General features: G+C 67.1%; 12 protein-coding genes and 1 pseudogene. 6 read left to right on the top strand and 7 right to left on the bottom strand.

Translation table 11 applies throughout. The features are described from left to right. Window positions 1–20: 20 nt before the first annotated feature. Window positions 21–539, bottom strand: a complete 519-nt coding sequence (gene aroQ / locus AC3EN4_RS06530) for a gamma subclass chorismate mutase AroQ (RefSeq protein WP_435205004.1) — start codon at window positions 537–539, stop codon at window positions 21–23. A 199-nt stretch (window positions 540–738) separates the two neighbouring features. Between aroQ and AC3EN4_RS06525 the strand changes: the two genes are divergently transcribed. Together AC3EN4_RS06525 and AC3EN4_RS06520 are read left to right on the top strand one after the other, a co-directional pair. After that, window positions 739–1,653, top strand: coding sequence for a carotenoid biosynthesis protein (locus tag AC3EN4_RS06525; protein WP_488179810.1), 915 nt, complete (start codon window positions 739–741; stop codon window positions 1,651–1,653). A 32-nt stretch (window positions 1,654–1,685) separates the two neighbouring features. Further along, complete coding sequence (locus AC3EN4_RS06520; RefSeq protein ID WP_435205003.1) at window positions 1,686–2,387, top strand: alpha/beta hydrolase; 702 nt, start codon at window positions 1,686–1,688, stop codon at window positions 2,385–2,387. A gap of 62 nt (window positions 2,388–2,449) precedes the next feature. On the opposite strand, the gene AC3EN4_RS06515 is transcribed toward AC3EN4_RS06520, so the two are convergent. The 3 genes from AC3EN4_RS06515 to AC3EN4_RS06505 all read right to left on the bottom strand — a co-directional run bounded on the left by AC3EN4_RS06515 (window position 2,450) and on the right by AC3EN4_RS06505 (window position 6,932). Further along, window positions 2,450–3,412 (bottom strand): alpha/beta fold hydrolase, encoded by a 963-nt coding sequence (locus AC3EN4_RS06515; RefSeq protein ID WP_435205002.1) that lies wholly within the window; start codon window positions 3,410–3,412, stop codon window positions 2,450–2,452. 99 nt (window positions 3,413–3,511) lie between these two features. Beyond that, window positions 3,512–6,259, bottom strand: a complete 2,748-nt coding sequence (locus AC3EN4_RS06510) for a helix-turn-helix transcriptional regulator (protein WP_435205001.1) — start codon at window positions 6,257–6,259, stop codon at window positions 3,512–3,514. Window positions 6,260–6,632: 373 nt separating this feature from the next. Further along, window positions 6,633–6,932: a hypothetical protein gene (locus tag AC3EN4_RS06505; protein ID WP_435205000.1), complete on the bottom strand. Its 300-nt coding sequence runs from the start codon at window positions 6,930–6,932 to the stop codon at window positions 6,633–6,635. A 116-nt stretch (window positions 6,933–7,048) separates the two neighbouring features. On the opposite strand from AC3EN4_RS06505, the pseudogene AC3EN4_RS06500 reads away from it, so the two are divergent. Then, window positions 7,049–7,234, top strand: a pseudogene (locus tag AC3EN4_RS06500) (IS481 family transposase); the annotation flags it as partial. Window positions 7,235–7,605: 371 nt separating this feature from the next. Beyond that, on the top strand, window positions 7,606–12,399 hold the full coding sequence (locus AC3EN4_RS06495; protein WP_435204999.1) for a DUF7507 domain-containing protein: 4,794 nt from the start codon (window positions 7,606–7,608) through the stop codon (window positions 12,397–12,399). Window positions 12,400–13,921: 1,522 nt separating this feature from the next. Here the strand turns inward: AC3EN4_RS06495 and AC3EN4_RS06490 are convergent. Continuing rightward, window positions 13,922–14,470, bottom strand: a complete 549-nt coding sequence (locus tag AC3EN4_RS06490) for a hypothetical protein (protein ID WP_435204997.1) — start codon at window positions 14,468–14,470, stop codon at window positions 13,922–13,924. 123 nt (window positions 14,471–14,593) lie between these two features. Further along, window positions 14,594–15,274, bottom strand: a complete 681-nt coding sequence (locus AC3EN4_RS06485) for a hypothetical protein (RefSeq protein ID WP_282261504.1) — start codon at window positions 15,272–15,274, stop codon at window positions 14,594–14,596. A gap of 308 nt (window positions 15,275–15,582) precedes the next feature. Between AC3EN4_RS06485 and AC3EN4_RS06480 the strand changes: the two genes are divergently transcribed. Next, window positions 15,583–16,155, top strand: a complete 573-nt coding sequence (locus tag AC3EN4_RS06480) for a CbrC family protein (protein WP_435204996.1) — start codon at window positions 15,583–15,585, stop codon at window positions 16,153–16,155. Between the two features lie 386 nt (window positions 16,156–16,541). Here AC3EN4_RS06480 and AC3EN4_RS06475 read toward each other — a convergent pair whose 3' ends face one another. Next, a complete protein-coding gene (locus AC3EN4_RS06475; RefSeq protein ID WP_435204995.1) occupies window positions 16,542–16,790 on the bottom strand; it encodes a hypothetical protein in 249 nt (82 codons plus the stop codon). A gap of 355 nt (window positions 16,791–17,145) precedes the next feature. On the opposite strand from AC3EN4_RS06475, the gene AC3EN4_RS06470 reads away from it, so the two are divergent. Continuing rightward, on the top strand, window positions 17,146–17,634 hold the full coding sequence (locus tag AC3EN4_RS06470; protein ID WP_435204994.1) for a helix-turn-helix domain-containing protein: 489 nt from the start codon (window positions 17,146–17,148) through the stop codon (window positions 17,632–17,634). The last annotated feature ends 6 nt before the right edge of the window (window positions 17,635–17,640 follow it).

The raw sequence follows: 17,640 nt of genomic DNA, 5'->3' as shown, positions 1-17,640 counted from the left end.
CTGGTCCGGGCTGTCAGATGTCATGTTCGTGTCGCGCGTGCCCGGATCCGCCCGATCGCGATGCGCAGGGCCTCTTCATGCAGGCGGCGCAGTGACTCATAGAGGGTGCCGTCGACGCGGTGCGCGGCCGTTCGGGCGCGTTCGAGCGCCTTCAGCCGCAGAAGCATCTGCTGGGTGATCATGTCGAGTTGCGGACGCACCTCGGACTCCAGATGCGGCCGGCGCCGTGGCCGCAGTTCCGGATGATCAGCCCACAGGGCGTGCAGACGGCGCTGGAGCACTTTGTTGGCCTCGATCTGGGCCCGGAAGAAGCGACAGCTGAGCAGCGGGTCGAGTCCGATCTCCCGGGAACGCGCTACGACGTCCGCGAGCAGCCGCTCCTCCCGAGCCTCGTCGTCGATCGGGGTCGTGCTGCCGTACTTGGCGGCGGCGACCTTGTCGCCGAGCGCGAGGCGTTCCGCAGCGAGTGCCGTGAGCAGCGACTCCTGCTCGTTCACGTCGTCGGCGGAATTCTGGTTGTTCGAGTCCGACCACTCCATGACCGCTCTCACGTCGGCTTGAGCGCGCGGTTCGACCGCGGGCCTGTGCCTATCGCCACGTTGCACGTCGCCCGCCGTCCGAGCCTGCCGCCGCCCGCGCTCATGATCGCCGGAACCGGCTCCTGAACTGCGTCACCCGAGCCTCTGTGATCTCTCACACCGAGAGAACTTCGCCCGCAGCGGTTCGTACCTGTTGATTGTGAGCGCTCAATTCCAACAGATCGAGGCCGGGGATCGGCGCGAACGCCGCCTGCGCCCCAGCCGGACAGTCCTCGTCGTGATGTGGTTCGCCGTCGGCGTGGACGCGATCCTGAACCTGATCCCATTGCCCCTGGCAGGCTCGGTGGTGACCGTGGTGAGCCTGCTGATGGAGCTGACGTTCGCCCTGTCGCACGGCGCCGTGGCCTACCGATGGCGAGGGATTCTGGTCTTCCTCCTGCTGGCGCTGGTGGTCAGCAACGTCATCGAGGACATCGGCGTGCTGACCGGCGTGCCGTTCGGCCACTATCACTACACCGACGAGCTGGGTGCCAAGCTGATCGAGGTACCCGTGCTGATCGGGCCGGCCTACTTTGCCGTCGGTTACATGGCCTGGTGCATCGCCACCATCCTGTTCCGCCCGGTGCACCGGCGCAGCCCTGTCGTCGCAGTCGTCGGCACGCCCCTCGTCGCCTCCTTCACCATGGTGGCCTGGGATCTGGCGTTGGACCCGTCATCGTCGACCCTGCGGGGACGCTGGGAGTGGGAGGACGGCGGCGGGTACTTCGGGGTGCCGCTCACGAACTTCCTGGGCTGGAGCCTGACCGTCTACGTCTTCTACCAGCTCTTCGCGCTGTACCTGCGCCGGTGGGGACCCGAGGCCGGCAGCCTCGAACGGCGGCGCGGCGGCTACCTGGCGCTACCGGTCGTCGCCTACGTCGTGGTGGCCGGCGACTACGTCGTCACCTGGCTGACCGGCGGCCACGACGGTGTGCCCGCACACGTCGTGGATGCCAGCGAATACCTGTGGCGCTCCGCGGACGTCTACGAAAGCTCGGCTCTTTCCGCCATCTACGGAATGGGCTTCCTGGCCCTGCTGGCCGCTCTCCGGTTGGCCGATCAGCACCGCTCCTGAGCGGTCGCATGTCTACTAGAAGGAGTTCCACCTTGCTTGACTCTGCTCCTCCCCCGTCCTTCCTGCTGGTGCACGGCGGCTATCACACCGCGTCCGCCTGGCTGCCCGTACAAGGCATTCTCGACGCCCAGGGATGGAAGTCCGAGGCGATCAGCATGCCCAGCGCGGGCCAGCAGCCCACAGCAGGCCTGTACGAGGATGCCGACGCGCTGGCCGCGAGGCTGCGGGAGATCGAGGGCCCGGTCGTGGTGGTCGGTCACTCCCACGCGGGCCTGACCATCACCCAGCTCGGCGACGACCACCCGAACCTCGTCCGCCTGATCTACGTCGCCGCCTTCATGCCGACCGAAGGGGTTTCCGCCGCGACGGCTTTCGGCATTCCGGTGCCGGATGACCCCAGCGGTCTCGCCCCACGTGAGGCGTACGGAAATCCGCGGGAGACGTTCTACTCGGACCTCTCGGACGTCGACGCGAAGGTCGCCATCGACCAGCTCGTCGACCAGAGCCTGCTGTCCTGTGTGCAGCCGACGACACGAGCGGCGTGGCGTACGGTTCCCTCGACCTATGTGATCTGCACCGAGGACAGGCAGTTCCCGGTCTCTCTCCAGGAGCAGTACGCGGCGCAGACGACGGATGTCGTCCGGATCCCGACGGGGCACTCACCGATGCTGTCGAAGCCTGACCAGGTCGCAGACATCCTGACATCCCGTGCAGGCGCAGCAGCCGGGAGTTGAGAATGCGTGTCACCGCCGGTCCGGCCGTTTTGCGGCCGGACCGGCGGTGCCGGAGTGGGCTGTCAGAGGGTTGACAGAAACTGAAGCAGCAGCCGGTTGACCTCTTGCGGGCGTTCCTGCTGGATCCAGTGTCCGCACCCCGGCAGGAAGATGGGCTCGGCGAACCGGTCGTGTCGACGGGGAAGGGACTGCACGTAGTCGCGGAGCCCGCGGAACGCCAGCACCGGGTCCAGATCACCCGAGATGAACTGCGCGGGCATCGGCAGGCGGATCCCGTCGAAGGCGGCGGTGAGTTCCCAGTTGCGGTCGAGGTTGCGATACCAGTTGAAGGCTCCGGTGAAACCGTCCTCGAACTGGGCGGCATAGACCTCCAAGTCCTGTTCGGTCAGCCATCCTGGCAACGCCGTGCTGTGCTCCGGGTCGACCGCGTCCAGCAACCCGCCGCCCACGGGGACCAGCATGTCCCGGGGCGCCTGGTTCGCCGGGTTGTCCCCGCTCACGCCGTAGAAGGTGCGACGCAAGCTTGTCATCGGGTCGCGGCCGAACTCTTCGTCCGCGACGCCAGGCTCCTCGATGTAGTTCACGTAGAACCGCCCGTGGTGCATCGCGCGCATGGTGGTCAACTGTCCGTGCTCTCCCCGCAGGTAAGGGGGAACACTCAGCCCCACCACCCCTCGGACCAGGTCAGGACGCATCAGGGCGAGGCTCCACGCGACAGTGGCGCCCCAGTCGTGGCCGACCAGCACGGCATCCTGGGCCTTCAGCTCTCGCATGAGACCGGTGATGTCGGCCACCAGATGCATGATCGAATAAGCCTCGACGGCCGGCGGATGCGAGCTGCCGCCATAGCCACGTTGCTCGGGAGCGACCACCCGGTAGCCGGCGTCGACCAAGGGACGAATCTGGTGCCGCCACGAGTGAGCCGACTCCGGAAAACCGTGCAGCAGTACGACGAGAGGGCCGTCGCCCGCCTCCCATATCCGGAGATTGACACCGTTGGTAGCGACGAAACGACGCTGTGACATGCGGCTCCAGTTGTGCTTCGTGGTCGGCGACCCGAGCCGGCCGACCGTTGCCGAGCGCGACCACATGCGCCGCAGCGGCCCAGCGCCGCCGTCCAGGGGTCAGCGACGCAGTTGTCGCCGTGAGGTTATGCCCAACTTGGCGAAGATCTTGCTCAGATGCCACTCGACCGTCCGCGGACTGATGAACAAACGGGTTCCGATCTCCGCGTTCGAGAGCCCCTCACGGGCCAGCTTGACGATATGGGTCTCCTGGGGCGTCAACGAGCCGGTGTCGTTACTCGGCCGCTGACGGACGGTCAATCCCAGCCGATGAGCAGCTGAGGCGGCGAACGCCTCCACGCCCATCGCGGTGAACATGTCGTAGGCCATCCGAAGCTGGTCGCGGCCGTCGTCGCGTCGCCCCAGCTCCCACAACCATTCACCGTAGTAGAGGTGGGCGCGTGCCGTCAGCGGTCGAATCCTCGTACGGTGGAGCCGCTCGATCGCCTCGACGTACGAGTCCTCCGCCCTCGCGTTACCGGTGAGCATGGCACGGCAGCACGCCTCCATGCCGAGCGCCCAGTCGGTGCCGCACGCCTGCGTCGAGATGGACAGGCGCTCCAACGCGTCAACCCCGGATTCGGGCCGTCCGGTACGGGCAGCGGCGATGATCAGCTCGACGAGCGGCGCCCCGGTCAACACCCCGGGTTCCAGGCTCGACTGGATCGTCAGCTGAGCTGCGCTCAGCGCCTCACCGAACCGACCCATGCCGTTGTAGAGCAGCGCCTGAGCCCACCCGACGATAGCCGGGGCGAGCCCCTCACCGCGGCGGCGGGCGTCGGCGGCGCTGACCGCGGCCAACTCGAGGGTCCGCGCCTCGTCGCCCTGCCAGGCAGCGAGCAGCAGAGCCATGTAACTCGGTACCGGGATCCCAGTTCCGTCCGCCACGTCGTCGAGTTCCATGATCAGTACGGATGCCTCGGACAGGTCGCCGGCGAACAGGTGCATGAGGATGCGTGTCGTCAGCGCCAACGGCAGGTCGGCCAACGCCCCGCTCTCGCGCGCCAGCCGCACGTAGCTGCCGGTGAGTGCGTCTGCCGCATCGTCCTGGCAGAGGTCAGTGGCGATCGAGCTGGCGAACCACAACCATCGAAGGCCGCCCTCGATCGCCAGGTCCGACTTCTGGAACGCCCTCAGCGCTTCTCTCATCTTCGGTACTGCCGCCGCGAAGCCCGCGGTGTACCGCACCGCCAGACCGTCCAGGAGAAGGTCCGACGGCCGCGCCGGCGCGGTGGCAACCGGCGCAGCAACGGCCGCCCGGGCCACGTCTCCCAGGGTGCCGCTGGTGCCGGAGTCTGACGCGTACCAGGCCGCCCGCAACGCGTCGAGATACGTGCTCCGGGCGAGACCGACGTCCAGCGGCTCGAGCCGCGAAGCCGCCTTGAGGAAGAGGTCAGCCGTTCCGCGACCCCGGTCGACGGTGAAGGCGATGTCGGCCCGCAGGAGATCCGCGCGTGCCCGGTCGAGCTCGGATGCATGGTCGGCCTCGGCCAAGGCGAGCAAGCGCAGCGCGACGTCTGGAGCACCGCCCACATGTCGGGCCTGCGCCGCAGCCAACAGCCGCGAGGCCCTTCGTGTCGGATCCGGGGTCAGTTCCGCGGCTCGTTCCAAGAACGCTCCGGCAGCCGCGAATCCGCCGCGGGCCTGCGCCCGAGCCGCAGATGTCTGCAACTCGGTCGCTACGTCCTCGTCGGGTCCGGTGGCTGCCTGCGCCCGGTGCCAGGCTCGCCGGTCCGGATCCGTGCTGGGCTCCATGGTGTCGGCGAGCGCCGCATGCGCCTTCCGCCGCTCCGTTTCGCTTGCGGCCCGATAGACCGCCGAGCGCAACAGTGGGTGCCGAAACCGGACCCCGAACCCGAAGTCCACGAATTCCGCAGCGGGCCACGAGGCAGCGAGATGGCTCTCGGCGGGTACGCCCATACGAGTGAGAGCGCCCCATACGAGCACGGGATCCCCGAGCGGTTCGACCGCCGCGACCAGGAGCAACGTTCGCGCGTCCGGAGGGAGGGCACGAATCTGCCGCCGGAAGCTCTCCTCGATGCGGCGAGGCAGGGCACTGTGGTTGAAGATCCCGAAGCCACCGCTCAGCTCGGCGGCGGTGAAGCCACGGGGCAGTTCGGTAAGCGCCAAGGGATTCCCGTGGCACTCGGCGATGATGCGGTCGAGCACCCTCTCGTCGACTCGCCCGTGAAACGTCGAGGCGAGCAACGCCCGCGAATCCTCGTCGGACAGGCCGGTGACGGTCATGACCGGCAAGCCCTTCAGCTCCGGCATGTCGTCAGTGTCGAGGTCGCCGCGCACCGCGAAAATCATGATCAGCGACTCGCTTCTCAGCCGCCTGGCCACGAAGCCGAGGACCTGAGCCGACGCCTTGTCCAACCACTGGGCGTCGTCAACGACGCACACGACCGGCTGTTCGTCGGCAAAACCAGCAAGAAGGCCGAGCACTCCCAGACCAACCATGAAGAGGTCCGGGGCCTCGCCAGCGCTCAGACCAAACGCGGTGCTCAACGCGCGGCCCTGCTGGGCGGGCAGCCGCGCAAGGCGATCCAGAACCGGCGCGCAGATCTGATGCAGGCCGGCAAACGCGAGTTCGCTTTCGGCCTCTACACCGGTGGCCTGAACAACCCGGCAGTCTCCGGACTGGGCCAGGGCGTAATCCAGCAGGGCGGTCTTGCCGATTCCCGCCTCACCGCGAAGTACGAGGGCCCCGCTGACTCCGAGACGCCCACCAGCGAGGAGCTGATCAAGCGCCGAGCGTTCCGCGCTCCTGTCCAACAGCACGTTGCGCCGTCTGTTTCTGCTCATGGCCGCACCGTGGCCGTCCTGGGGAAACATCGCCATAAACCCTAGTCGGGGGCGTAGCCGGTCAGCAGGCGCGGTGGCCAACCCCACCGACAATCCCCAGTTCGATGACCTGGTGTCGTCTTAGCAGGCTCACCCACCGGGGGTCGGTGTCCGGTGTAGGTGCGGGCCACCCCGCCCGTAGCCGAAGTGGCATTTCACCGAGGCCAGAGTGGTGCGCCAGTGTGTGGTGCAACGGGACTGCGGCAGCGAGCTCGTCGCCGCTCACGGGATGATCGTTGCCGACTGCTTCGATGTCGGTTGCTTTCGACGCCGCATCGCCGCCCTCACCTGACTCGCCTACCGCCGCTGCGCCACATGCGCCGGCCCAGGTCGCTCACACGCTTGTCGGCCGGGAACCGCGGATCGCCCAGGCACGTGCGGTCAGTCGGATCGACCCGTCGGGACCGGTTGGCAGGCGGGCGGCGAGCAGGTCCCGCAGCGCGACCCGCTGGGGCTCGGCTAACGAGGACAGGTAAGCGGGCGCGGAGCCCTGCCCCCCGAGAAACGGTGTCCAGTAGTCGGCGAAGCCGGTGAAAACAGTCGGTACGACCACCGCCTCCACCGACACATCGGTCAGCCCAGCCTCGCGGCACAGCGCCTGGAGCACCTCCGGCCGGCTGTCGACGGCGAGCATCGCGGTTGACGGAGCGCCTTGCGCTTTCCCGTCTGGTGAGCCGGGTTGCGGGACGCGTACGACGTAGCCGGCAAGGTTGTGCACCAACGGTAGAAGCACCGGCTGGGGTCGGTGCAGTCGCCGGGCGGCTCGATATGCCCGCCTCGACCGTGCATGCCGTACTGACCCGCTGCCGGATCAACCGCCTGACGCACATCGACCGCACCACCGGCGAGCCGATCCGCCGCTACGAGCACGACCGGCCAGGCGCGGTGCTACATGTTGACGTCTCGGTAACTGGAAAGGCGTCGCTCGGCTCGGGCTGGTGGGGTCAGCCGGCGCGGTGGATGAGCATCCTCGGTGGCCTGGCCGGCGTCGCCGGCAGGGCGGTACTGCTCGGACAGCTCGTCCTGCGGCCGCGCGGCAGGCCGCAACGGGAGGCCCGGCGCGAGGTCCTGCGGCGGCCCGCGCTCCACCTATCGGAGGGGGGACCTACCCCCGAGCTGCGCGATGTGCACTTCGTGCAGCTCGGGGTCAAGGCCTTCGGAACAAACCATCAACTATTAGTTGAAAAGGTGCATCGCTGGCAAAGCATCTCATTAGGCTCCTGGCAAGTTTGACAGGAGGCGCGATGAGGGTTTCTTTGTTGGCTGGTCGCGGGTCCCGGGCGGCAGCGCTGGTGGCCCTTGGAGGCATGCTGGCGACCAGCGGTCTGCCGGCGCTGGCACCGGCCGCACGGCGACCGGCGAACCGGGCGCTTGCCGCAGCCGGCGCGGCGATCGGGACAGTCGACCCGCTCGCACCGGCGCAGAGCTTCGGGGTGATGACCGAGGGCGACGCCAGCCTTGGCGGCGGTAGAAACGAGGGCAGTCTCGCGGCTGGTGGCGATCTCGCCTTCGGCACCTACACCATGGCCGGAGCCACCGCGGGTTCCTTCGTAGTTCCGGGGGATGACAACCCGGCCGCCCTGGTCGTAGGTGGACGGGTGAACTTCGCCGGCAGTATCGGCGGCAGCGGCCTCCGAGTGCTGTCCAACGGCTACGCCAAGGTCGGCAACCCAATCGGAACGTTCGTCCGCAACATCGACACCAACAGCGTCCAGGCGAACACTCGGATCCTTCCTGCGGACAACTACAACGCCTCTCCCCGGATCGAACTGGACACTCGGCAGCCGGTGGGCAGCGTCACGCCGACCTCACCGATCAACTTCAGCGCTGCCTTCACGTCCTTCCGCCAGACCTCCGCTGCCCTCGCTACCTGCGACAGCACCGTGATGCTGCGTACCACCACCGGCGATGCGATGCCCAGACCCATCCCGCCGGGCAGCAACGTCGTGGTCATCCTGACCCCGGGCAAGACCAACGTGCTCAATCTCAGCGCCACCGAGCTGAACAACATTCAGAGTCTGACGTTCGCCAGGCAGCCGAACGCCAGCACACCGCTGCTGATCAACGTGGACACCCACGGCATCGATGGCGCCCTCGCATGGACCGCACCGCGCACCATCGGAATCGGGCGCGCGCAGGCCCCTTACATCTTGTTCAACTTCCCGGACGCCACTGCGATCACCCTCACCGCCAGCGCCGCCACCGTCGAAGGCACCATCTACGCCCCCAACGCCAACCTGCTCGACGTCTCGGCCACGAACACCGAGGGCGGCGTGATCGCCCGAACGCTCGACCACCAAGGCGGCGTCATCCACTACGTGCCCTTCAGCACCACCCTCTCCTGCGGCAGAGGCAGCCCGGCAAGCATCGCCTTGATCACGTCATCAACCACCACGACGATCAGCAGCATCGGCCAACACGTACCGTACACATTCCACGTGGTCAACACCGGTGGCGTCGCGCTGAGCGGCATCACCGTCACCGCCACCCAGTCGCCGCCTTCGTCGAACGCGAACCTCGGCCCGATCACCTGCGCAGCCAGCACCCTCGCACCCGGCGCCCGGACCACATGCTCGGCTGCCTACACCGCCACCAGAGCCGACCTGGACCATGCTGCGGTCACCACGACAGCCACCGCTCGCGGCACCGCGCCAGGCACCAGCACCCCGGTGCTCTCCGATCCGGAAAACCTGACCATCCCCGCGCGCAAGCTCGCCGCCGCCGTCACGGTCGTGAAGTCGTCCGCCACCACGTCGATCACCCTGGTCGGACAGCAGGTTGCCTACCGATACCTGGTCGCCAACACCGGCGAGGCCACGCTGACCAACGTCGCCATCACCGACGTGCCCACCCCGCCGTCGTCGAAGGCGAACCTCGGGCCCATCAGCTGCCCGCATACCACCTTGGCCCCCAGCCAGACCACCACCTGCACGGCCACCTACACAGTCACCCAAGCCGACCTCGAGAAGCACGGCATCATCGGCACCGCCACAGCGCGGGCGACCCCACAGGGCACCACCACTACCGTCACCTCACCACCCTCGACGCTGACCATCCCTGAACCCGGCCTCACCGCAGCACTCACCGTCACGAGTTCCTCCACCACCACGGCGCTCAACACCGTCGGGCAGAAGGTGCCGTACTCGTTCCAGGTGGTCAACAACGGCGGACTGACTCTGACCGGCGTGAACGTCACCACCGTCCAAGCCCCACCCTCGTCGAACGCCGACCTCGGGCCGATCAGATGCGCCGACACGACCCTGGCCCCCGGCGAACAGACCGCCTGCACCGCGACCTATACCGTCACCCAGGCCGACCTGAACAACAACGGAGTCACCGCCACCATCACCGCCCACGGCACCGGACCCGGTGGCGGCACACCAATCGACTCGCGGCCCTCAACGCTGACCATCCCGGAGACCGGCCTGGTCGCCTCCATCGCAGTGGTAACGACCTCCACCACCACGGCGCTTACCACTGTCGGGCAGCAAGTGCCATTCTGGTTCGTCGTGGCCAACAACGGTGGGTTCACCCTCACCGACATCGCCATCACCGACGTAACGGCCCCGCCATCGCCGAACACGAACCTCGGGCAGATCACCTGCGCGGCGACCACCCTCGCACCCGCCGCCGTGACCGCCTGCACCGGCACCCACACCGTCACCCAGGCCGATCTCGAGGCCGGCTCGATCAGCAGCAGCGCCAAGGCGCGGGGAACCCCACCCGACGGCGCCCCACCGGTACTGTCACCGCTGTCGACGCTGACGATCACGAACAGTACGCGACCGGCGACGATCGCCTTGGTGAAGTTGGCTGTCCCCACCTTCAGCTCGGTCGGCCAACTGGCCTACTACCGATTCCTGGTCGTCAACACCGGCGGCGTCAGGGTTTACGGCGTCCAGATCAGCGACCTGCAGGCCCCGCCGTCGTCCAACGCGAACCTCGGACGGATCGAGTGCCCGGAGTTCGTCGACAGCATCGGTCCCGGTGAGTCACTGGGCTGTAGCGCCGCTTACCGGGTCACCCAGGCCGACATGGACAACGACGAGGTGACAAACACCGCAACCGCCTACGCCACCTCGGAGGGCACCAATACCCGGGTCGATTCCCTGCCATCCACCGCGACCATCCGAGCGGCCGACCTCACCCCAGCCATCACGGTCGTGAAATCGTCCACCACCACGGCCATCACCTCACTAGGCCAACAAGTGCCCTACCGCTACCAGGTCACCAACACCGGACGGGTCCCTCTGCATCGGATGTATGTGAGCGAGTCGTCGGGCACCGTCGCACCGGTCGACTGCCCGAGGACAGCCCTGGATCCCGGCGAGAGCACCACCTGCACCGCGACCCATACGGTCACCCAGACCGACCTCGACAGAAATGGCGTCATCGGTTCCGCCACTGCGCTCAGTGTCGGTCCGTTCAACGGGAGCCAGGTGAACTCGCTGCCGTTCTCGCTGACCATCCCAAAGTCGAAGCTGGCCCCGTCCCTCGCGGTGATCAAGACCGCGGGGTCGACTGCGATCACCACGGTCGGGCAGCGGATGCCCTACCGGTTCCAGGTGATCAACAACGGTGGGCTCGCCTTGACCAACGTCACCGTCACCGACGTGCAAGCCTCGCCGTCGTCGAACGCGAACCTCGGAAAGATCAACTGCCCCGCCACCACTCTCGCGCCGGCCGCGACCACCACCTGCACCGGCACGTATACCGTCACCCAAGCCGACCTGGACAACAACGCTGTCACCGACACCGCCACCGCCCACGGCACTGTCGCCGGCGGCGACACCGCAGTGAACTCGCCGCCCTCGACCGTGAGCATCCCAAAGGTGCAGATCCTCGCCAACATCGGCGTCATCAAATCTTCAACGACGACGGCCGTCAGGGTGCCGGGCCAACAGGTGCCCTACACCTTCCTGGTGGTCAACACCGGCGGCTTCCCCTTGACCGGCATCATCATCAACGACACCGTGCTGCCGCCTGCGGAGCGCGACGCCCTCGGGCCGATCACGTGCCTGTCACAGAACATCCCCAATGGTCGTGTGACCCTGGCGCCCGGCGCCTCCGTTCAGTGCCAGAGCACCTACCGAGTGACCGAGACGGACCTCGCAGGCGCGGCGCTGCGCAACGTCGCGACAGCAACCGGAACGCCGCCCGTCGGACCGCCTCGAGTCTCCCCGCCGTCCGCGCTGACCATTCCCATCGCGTCGACCAATCCGACCCCGCACCCGGGGATGGCCATTACCAGCCGGGTTGCCCCGACCACGGTGTCCGCGGCCGGTGATGTGATCACCTACCAATTCGTGGTCAGCAACACCGGTGCCACCCCACTCAGGGCGGTGACGGTCACGCAGACCGAGTTCTCCGGGACCGGAACGCCCGCAAAGATCACCTGCGGCACCCCACCCGCGGCCAACGGCAGCGTCAACCTGCCGGTCGGAGCAAGCACCACCTGCACCTCGACTTACGCCACAACCGCAACCGACATCGAAGCAGGCCGCATCACCCACACGGCCGTCGCCGCCGGAACACCACCCACCTTCCCGGGACAGGACCCGCCGACTCCTATACGCTCCGCGCCAGCTACCGCCACGGTCACCGTCACCAAAGCGACGGCAATTACCGTCACCCAGTCCAGCAGCATCGACACGATCAGCCGACCAGGACAACGCGTGCCACTGCGATTCCTGATCACCAACAACGGCAAAGTGACGCTCACCAACGTGACCGTCACCGACACCTTCACCTCGCCGGCGTCATCGGCCAACCTCGGGCCGATCTCCTGCGGCCCGAACGAGGCGCCCAACGGATCCGCCACGCTGCCCGCAGGCGCCGCGATCACCTGCGCGACGACGTACACCGTCAGCACGGCCGACTACCACCACGGCTCAGTACACGCCACCGCCACTGCGACCGGCACTCCGCCAACAGGCCCATCGCCAGTGTCACCGGGATCCACCATCACCATCCGGGTGCACGGCAAGCTGCCGGTTACCGGCGAGTCGTACCCGCTGGGCTGGCTGGGCGCCGGCGTGCTGGCACTGCTTCTCGGCGCCACACTGCTGCAGATCACTCGGAAACGCCGGACGCGCGCGTAGCGACTCTCTCTTGATCATCGGGAGCGGCGTCCAAGGCCGCGGGTGGATGCACGACAAGCACGCCAGCCTCAGGGTTCCGCCGCCAGCAGCAACCGGTCGCCAGTCTTGAGTCCGCAACATTTCCGCACGGCTGCCGGCAGATGAAGGTGACCTTCGCCCGTCAGGGTGAAGACGCCCTGCGGGTCCAGACGAACGACGATGAACCCAGCGCCCTCGTGAAGATGAAGACGGGAACCGCAGCCCCATCCGAGAGCGCGGACGATCATACGATCAGCGATCGGGCCACTGACATCGATGGCAGCCAGGCCGTAGACCGACGAGCCGGCCCGAGGGGTTGGGAGGCCAGGCAGGGGCAATGGGGGACGCCGCAATGCGCCTAGCCGCCGGCCCGCCCCCTGGCCCTGCTCGGGCGGCGTCAACGGCGGGATGAGCGGAGCCACGGTCACATCAGCCGCGGCGATCACCGCCGCCGAGCGTCACATCCGTGGAGGCTGCCTCGAAGATGCGATACGGGTGGTCAAGCGAGCTTGACCACCCGTACGTCAGATACAGCAGGGATGCTTCAAATCTGTGTCCGAGGGGCGACACGACCCATTGCCCCACTGCCGTTGACACTCAGCGCAACTCTAAAGCTAGCGCAAGCTTAGCTGTGGTGGTGACCTCTTCGGCCCCGCCGAAGAGGTCACCAGCCCGAAGGGCCTGGTCAGGGCACTCCCCGTGGGATCGGCGTCTCGAATGATGGAACCGCGGCGGACTCCAACAAGCTCACCCGCAAGGCTACACATCGATCTTCAACGCGCCCGCAGACGTGGCCTTAGGCGAGCCGAGACGTCGCCCGGCGCCAGTCATCCGGGAGCAGCGACGCCTGACCACTTCGACCTTTACTGGGAGGTCAACGGCTCCGGAGCACACCATCGTTGCTGCTCAGCGACCTGGCCGGACAGAAGCCGGGTGAGCTCTTCGCTACGGTGACCACTTCGCCGACCTGCACCCAATCTGCTCCCAATGCAAGGCCCAACTACCGCACCGGCTCGTTACCGCGCCGACCTGCTCACACTCCCCTAGCAGGCAATATAGAGAGCCGCTGAAGTCCATCCCCGTGGCGCTGAGCACTCCGCGGGAAACAGGACGCCGCACCTGCTCTGACCTGGGAGAACGTGGAGCCGCAGGCAGGGGTGGGTGCAGTTGAGTGCTGTTCGATGCCGTTAGATGCAGTTCAAAGCTGTTCAGGGCACCCCGCTGCTCCCAACCTGCTCCCCCTAGCCCGGGTTCGCACCGGGCCGCCGACGGCTCGTGACCTGCCGGCCAGCGCTACGGTCGGCACCAGCGCTGGCTCCCTCAGCCGCATCGGTCGATCGGGAAACACACCCACGATCACCGCGCCTTATCAGCGGCGGAAGCGTGTATGTGACCTTGGTGTGCTACGCCGTGCTGCTCGCTCTGCCATCAGGCAGGAGACCGCCGCAACGAAGAGTCGATCCCGACGGGCTCTCCAGGGCGAGAGCCGACGCGTACCGCTCGCTCAGGCGTCCTGCTGTGTGCGGATGTCCAACTTTCCCGCCAGCCACTCCGACTGGGGCACGGCCGATCCCCGGATGCCGAGACTCGCCCGGGCCGCCTGGTAGAAGCGATCGCGTGTCTCGTTGGCATGGCCGAGCCCAGCAGCCAGCTCGAACCCCGCGGAAGTTACGCCGCGGGCGTAACGGGCGATGTCCGTCACTGCGGCGCGCCACTCGCGGGCCGCAGTGATCGATGTGGCGTCGCCCAGGAGGAGGACACTCTCCCATGTCTTTGTGCGCCGGATATCGGCCTCTTCCATCCTGGCCAGGGCGTGTTCACGATCGACACCGTGACGAAGCGCGTTCAGGTTGGCGATCCGGAGCGCGTACGTGTGCACTTCCTTGACTGCGTTGGCGAACTCGACGTACGCCTGAAGCCGGCGCTCGTCCCACCGCGCCGCCTGCTGGCGCTGCCACCGCGAGCGGTCCGCGATCAAGGTGGCGAGGATGGTCCCGCCTGTTCCGACGAGGACGCCGAGCAAAGCCGGCAGTTGGTCCATCAACGCGCTCATGCCTTGATGGTGCACGGGCGCCACAACCGATATGCGTCTGCCCGGCAAGGCGCCCGACCTTCGGCGTGACCGCGCGACCAGCGGCATGTGTGTGCATCTGATCAAGCGTGGTTCTCGAGTCACTCAGGGGAGAAGGGTGCGCCCCTCCCAGGTGCCGTGTTCGGACAGAGGGCGGAACCGCATGAACGCGGATTCGTGGTGGAAGTCCCGGCGATGCTGTTCAGCCATGGCGACGGTGTGTGTATGGGCCTGTGGGACGGCGCTGCGGCCGTGGACCATGTCGGTCATCTCGCGGACGCTGCGCCAGATCGTGAAGGTGGAAAACGTGTGGGGCGGGCGTACCGCTGCGGTGGCGAACGTGGTGCCGGGGTGACCGGCGACCAAGCGTTCGACGGGCCGCCCCCACTTCAGGAACCGGGGTAGTTCGAGCACCTTGAGCCGGGCGAGGGTGACGGCCACGATAGGCTCCTGCGGATCCCACCGGCCCGCCTGCACCGGCAGGCCGGCGAGGGCGGCCACCTCGCCGTAACGCCGCAGGTACTGCAGTCGCACATGCCATCCGTCGTCGAGCTGCCGCCCTAGATCGTCGTCTGCGAGGAACCGCTCCAACGCCGATTCGTCGTCCCATTCGGCGAACATCGCAAGGCGTCGCAGCTGCATCCGTTCCACCGACAACGCCGGGGAGCCGAGTCGCATGAGCGCGAGGCATTCGGCGTGCCGCAGCCCAGCCGCCCGAGGCCTGCGACGCAGTGTGCGCAAGGTCAAGGCCGGCGGAAGCAACGCGAGATGGAACGAATGCATCATCGGCCCATGATCCCAGTCGTCCGCACCCGCGTCCCTCCCACAGCGTTCAGGCTGGCGACGGCGGCAGGCGGACGTTGGCTTCGCCGGCAGCGGTTCAGCACAGAGGACCAATGACAGTCTCATCAGCCCCGTCGCCGTCTGACGAGGCTGAGTCCCCACAGATAGACCGCGGGTCGTGGCAAAACAGGGCGCCGACGGGCATCGAACCCACCAGATCGGCGGTCCTCCGACCGGGCTTGAAGCGTGCGCGAGGTGGTAGGACCAGCAGCCCTGTCGGGGCTGTGACCAACAGTTGGCATCATGAATTCGTGACCGAGCCGGTGTTTCGATACCACCCTGATCCCTTGGCCACGGGCTCGGCGATGCGGATTGAGCACGAATGCAGCATCTGCGGGCAACTTCGGCAAATTCGCTACCGGGGACCGATCTATGGCGGACAACCCGAGACTCTTTGCCTGCACTGCATCTACTCCGGGGAGGCTTCCAGGGCACTCGGCGTCGTTGCCGTCGCCACGGATGGCAGCGACATTCTGGACATGCCTGCCGAGTTCAGTGACGCGATCGACGTGCCTGACGACGTGCCGCACCACGTCATCGAGGAGATCACTCGCCGGACCCCTGGCTTCACCGGTTGGCAGCAAGAGTCATGGCTCTACCACTGCGGCGATGGCGCGGCTTTTCTCGGCCCGGCTGGCTACCGCGATGTCGAACCTCATCCGGAGGCCCTGAACATGCTTCGGGCGAGCCACCGGCAACTGGGCTGGTCACCCGAGGAAACCGAAGAGTTCCTGCACCGGCTCGACCGCAACGGTGAGCCCACCGCGTATCTATTCCAATGCCTGCATTGCAGGACTCACCTCGCGTCCTGGGATATCGGCTAACCGCGGCTTATCGCCGAGACGCAGACGCACTCTCTTCGACTACTTGTTTCATTGACCTGCGACCGTGGCCCGGCCAGGCTTCGGTCGAGGCGCCCGGGCTGTCGCTCACTTTTCGGCTGCCCACGCTGGTCGTGTGGCTCTCATTTGGCCTGCGCGGTCCAGGCGTCGCCCCAGGGCGGGGAGAGGCTCAAGAGGGGTTTGCTCGGCTCGAAGTAGCGTTGCCCTCCCGGCTCGACGACCCAGGTGGATCGAGCATCGGAGGACGCGCTGCTGACAGCGCATTGCCCGTGGGATCGGCTTCCTAAGGGATGTCTCGTAACTGGGGTGAAGGCGTTGCCCGGTGCCGAACAGTGCCCCCGACCAGTCCGCCCTTCATCATGGCGCCGCTACCGCAGGAAGAGGTTGTCCAACTCGCGCACCCAGAGCACGTAGTTCACTTCCTCCTCTAGGACGTCGTTGCCGGTACGGACCAGGTACTCGAAAATGGTCAGCCGATCCCAGTGCGGGTTGTCCAGCGCGGTATCGAGAATCAGCTCGGAGGTCTCCTCGTCATCGGGGGAGATTATCTCGATGGGCTCATCGTCTGCTGAGATCCAGATGGTTTGCGCGCTGCGCATGTCATCGTCATGGACCACGGGGCCTCCAAGGAAGAGGGCGTGTGGTTTCGACGGTACGGATGCCAACCGCTGCGGCTCCATGACTGATCGTGGCGGGATGCTGACGCACGACTGACGCGTCCGAGTCGTCGGTGTGGCGCTGGCGATGCGCATTTTGATCCGGCCGGCGGCTGCCTACGCTGGGGATGATCCGCTATATGTGAGCAGGGCGTACACGAGAAGGGAAACGTAACTGGTAGCCGTCCAGATCGCGGTCGTCGACCCGCTGCCGTTGTTCCGCGACGGCGCAGTGGCTGCTCTCGCCGCTGACGGCCGAGAGGTGCAGACCCCGACCGACGTCGTGGCGTGGGCCCTCCAAGCCCAGGAAGCCATCGTGATCCTGACCGTGCGCAACGAGGACGACTGGGACATGCTGGAGCGGTTGCACCAGATCGACTCAGCCACGTGCTCCGTGGTGGTCATGCTCGACGAGGACTCAGCCGCAGCGGGGGTTCGCGCGGTTCGCGCCGGAGCCCGTTCTGTACTCATGCGCAACGCTTCGCCCGAGACGATGCGGCGAGCGGCAGCGGCGCTGATGGACGGCCAGTCCGTCCTGCCCGCCGCTGTGGTGGCCGCCTTCGCCGCCGGTGGTGAAGTGCCCGGCAGCCGATCCCTGGCCGTGTCCACCGAACAGCTCTCCTGGCTTCGTGCGCTGGCGGCTGGCCAGACCGTCGCACAGTTGGCCGAGCAAGTCGGATACTCCGAGCGCGCGATGTTTCGGCTGCTGCGCGCGCTCTATCGGGAGATGGGCGTGAGGGGCCGAGTGGAGGCGTTGATGGTCGCCCAGACGAACGGATGGCTACGGTTGCCGGCTCGCGGGTGAGCAGCG

The sequence above is a fragment of the Micromonospora sp. bgisy143 genome, from assembly GCF_057708145.1.
Note: the sequence above shows the minus strand (reverse complement) of the source record. Positions and strands in the feature narration are given on the sequence as shown.

Bases quoted from the DNA above. Each gene is read 5' to 3' on its own strand.
- AC3EN4_RS06505 (WP_435205000.1), bottom strand. From the start codon at position 6,932: ATGCTCGCCGTCGACAGCCGGCCGGAGGTGCTCCAGGCGCTGTGCCGC.
- aroQ (WP_435205004.1), bottom strand. From the start codon at position 539: ATGGAGTGGTCGGACTCGAACAACCAGAATTCCGCCGACGACGTGAAC.
- AC3EN4_RS06515 (WP_435205002.1), bottom strand. From the start codon at position 3,412: ATGTCACAGCGTCGTTTCGTCGCTACCAACGGTGTCAATCTCCGGATA.
- AC3EN4_RS06510 (WP_435205001.1), bottom strand. From the start codon at position 6,259: ATGAGCAGAAACAGACGGCGCAACGTGCTGTTGGACAGGAGCGCGGAA.
- AC3EN4_RS06495 (WP_435204999.1), top strand. From the start codon at position 7,606: ATGCTGGCGACCAGCGGTCTGCCGGCGCTGGCACCGGCCGCACGGCGA.
- AC3EN4_RS06490 (WP_435204997.1), bottom strand. From the start codon at position 14,470: ATGAGCGCGTTGATGGACCAACTGCCGGCTTTGCTCGGCGTCCTCGTC.
- AC3EN4_RS06485 (WP_282261504.1), bottom strand. From the start codon at position 15,274: ATGATGCATTCGTTCCATCTCGCGTTGCTTCCGCCGGCCTTGACCTTG.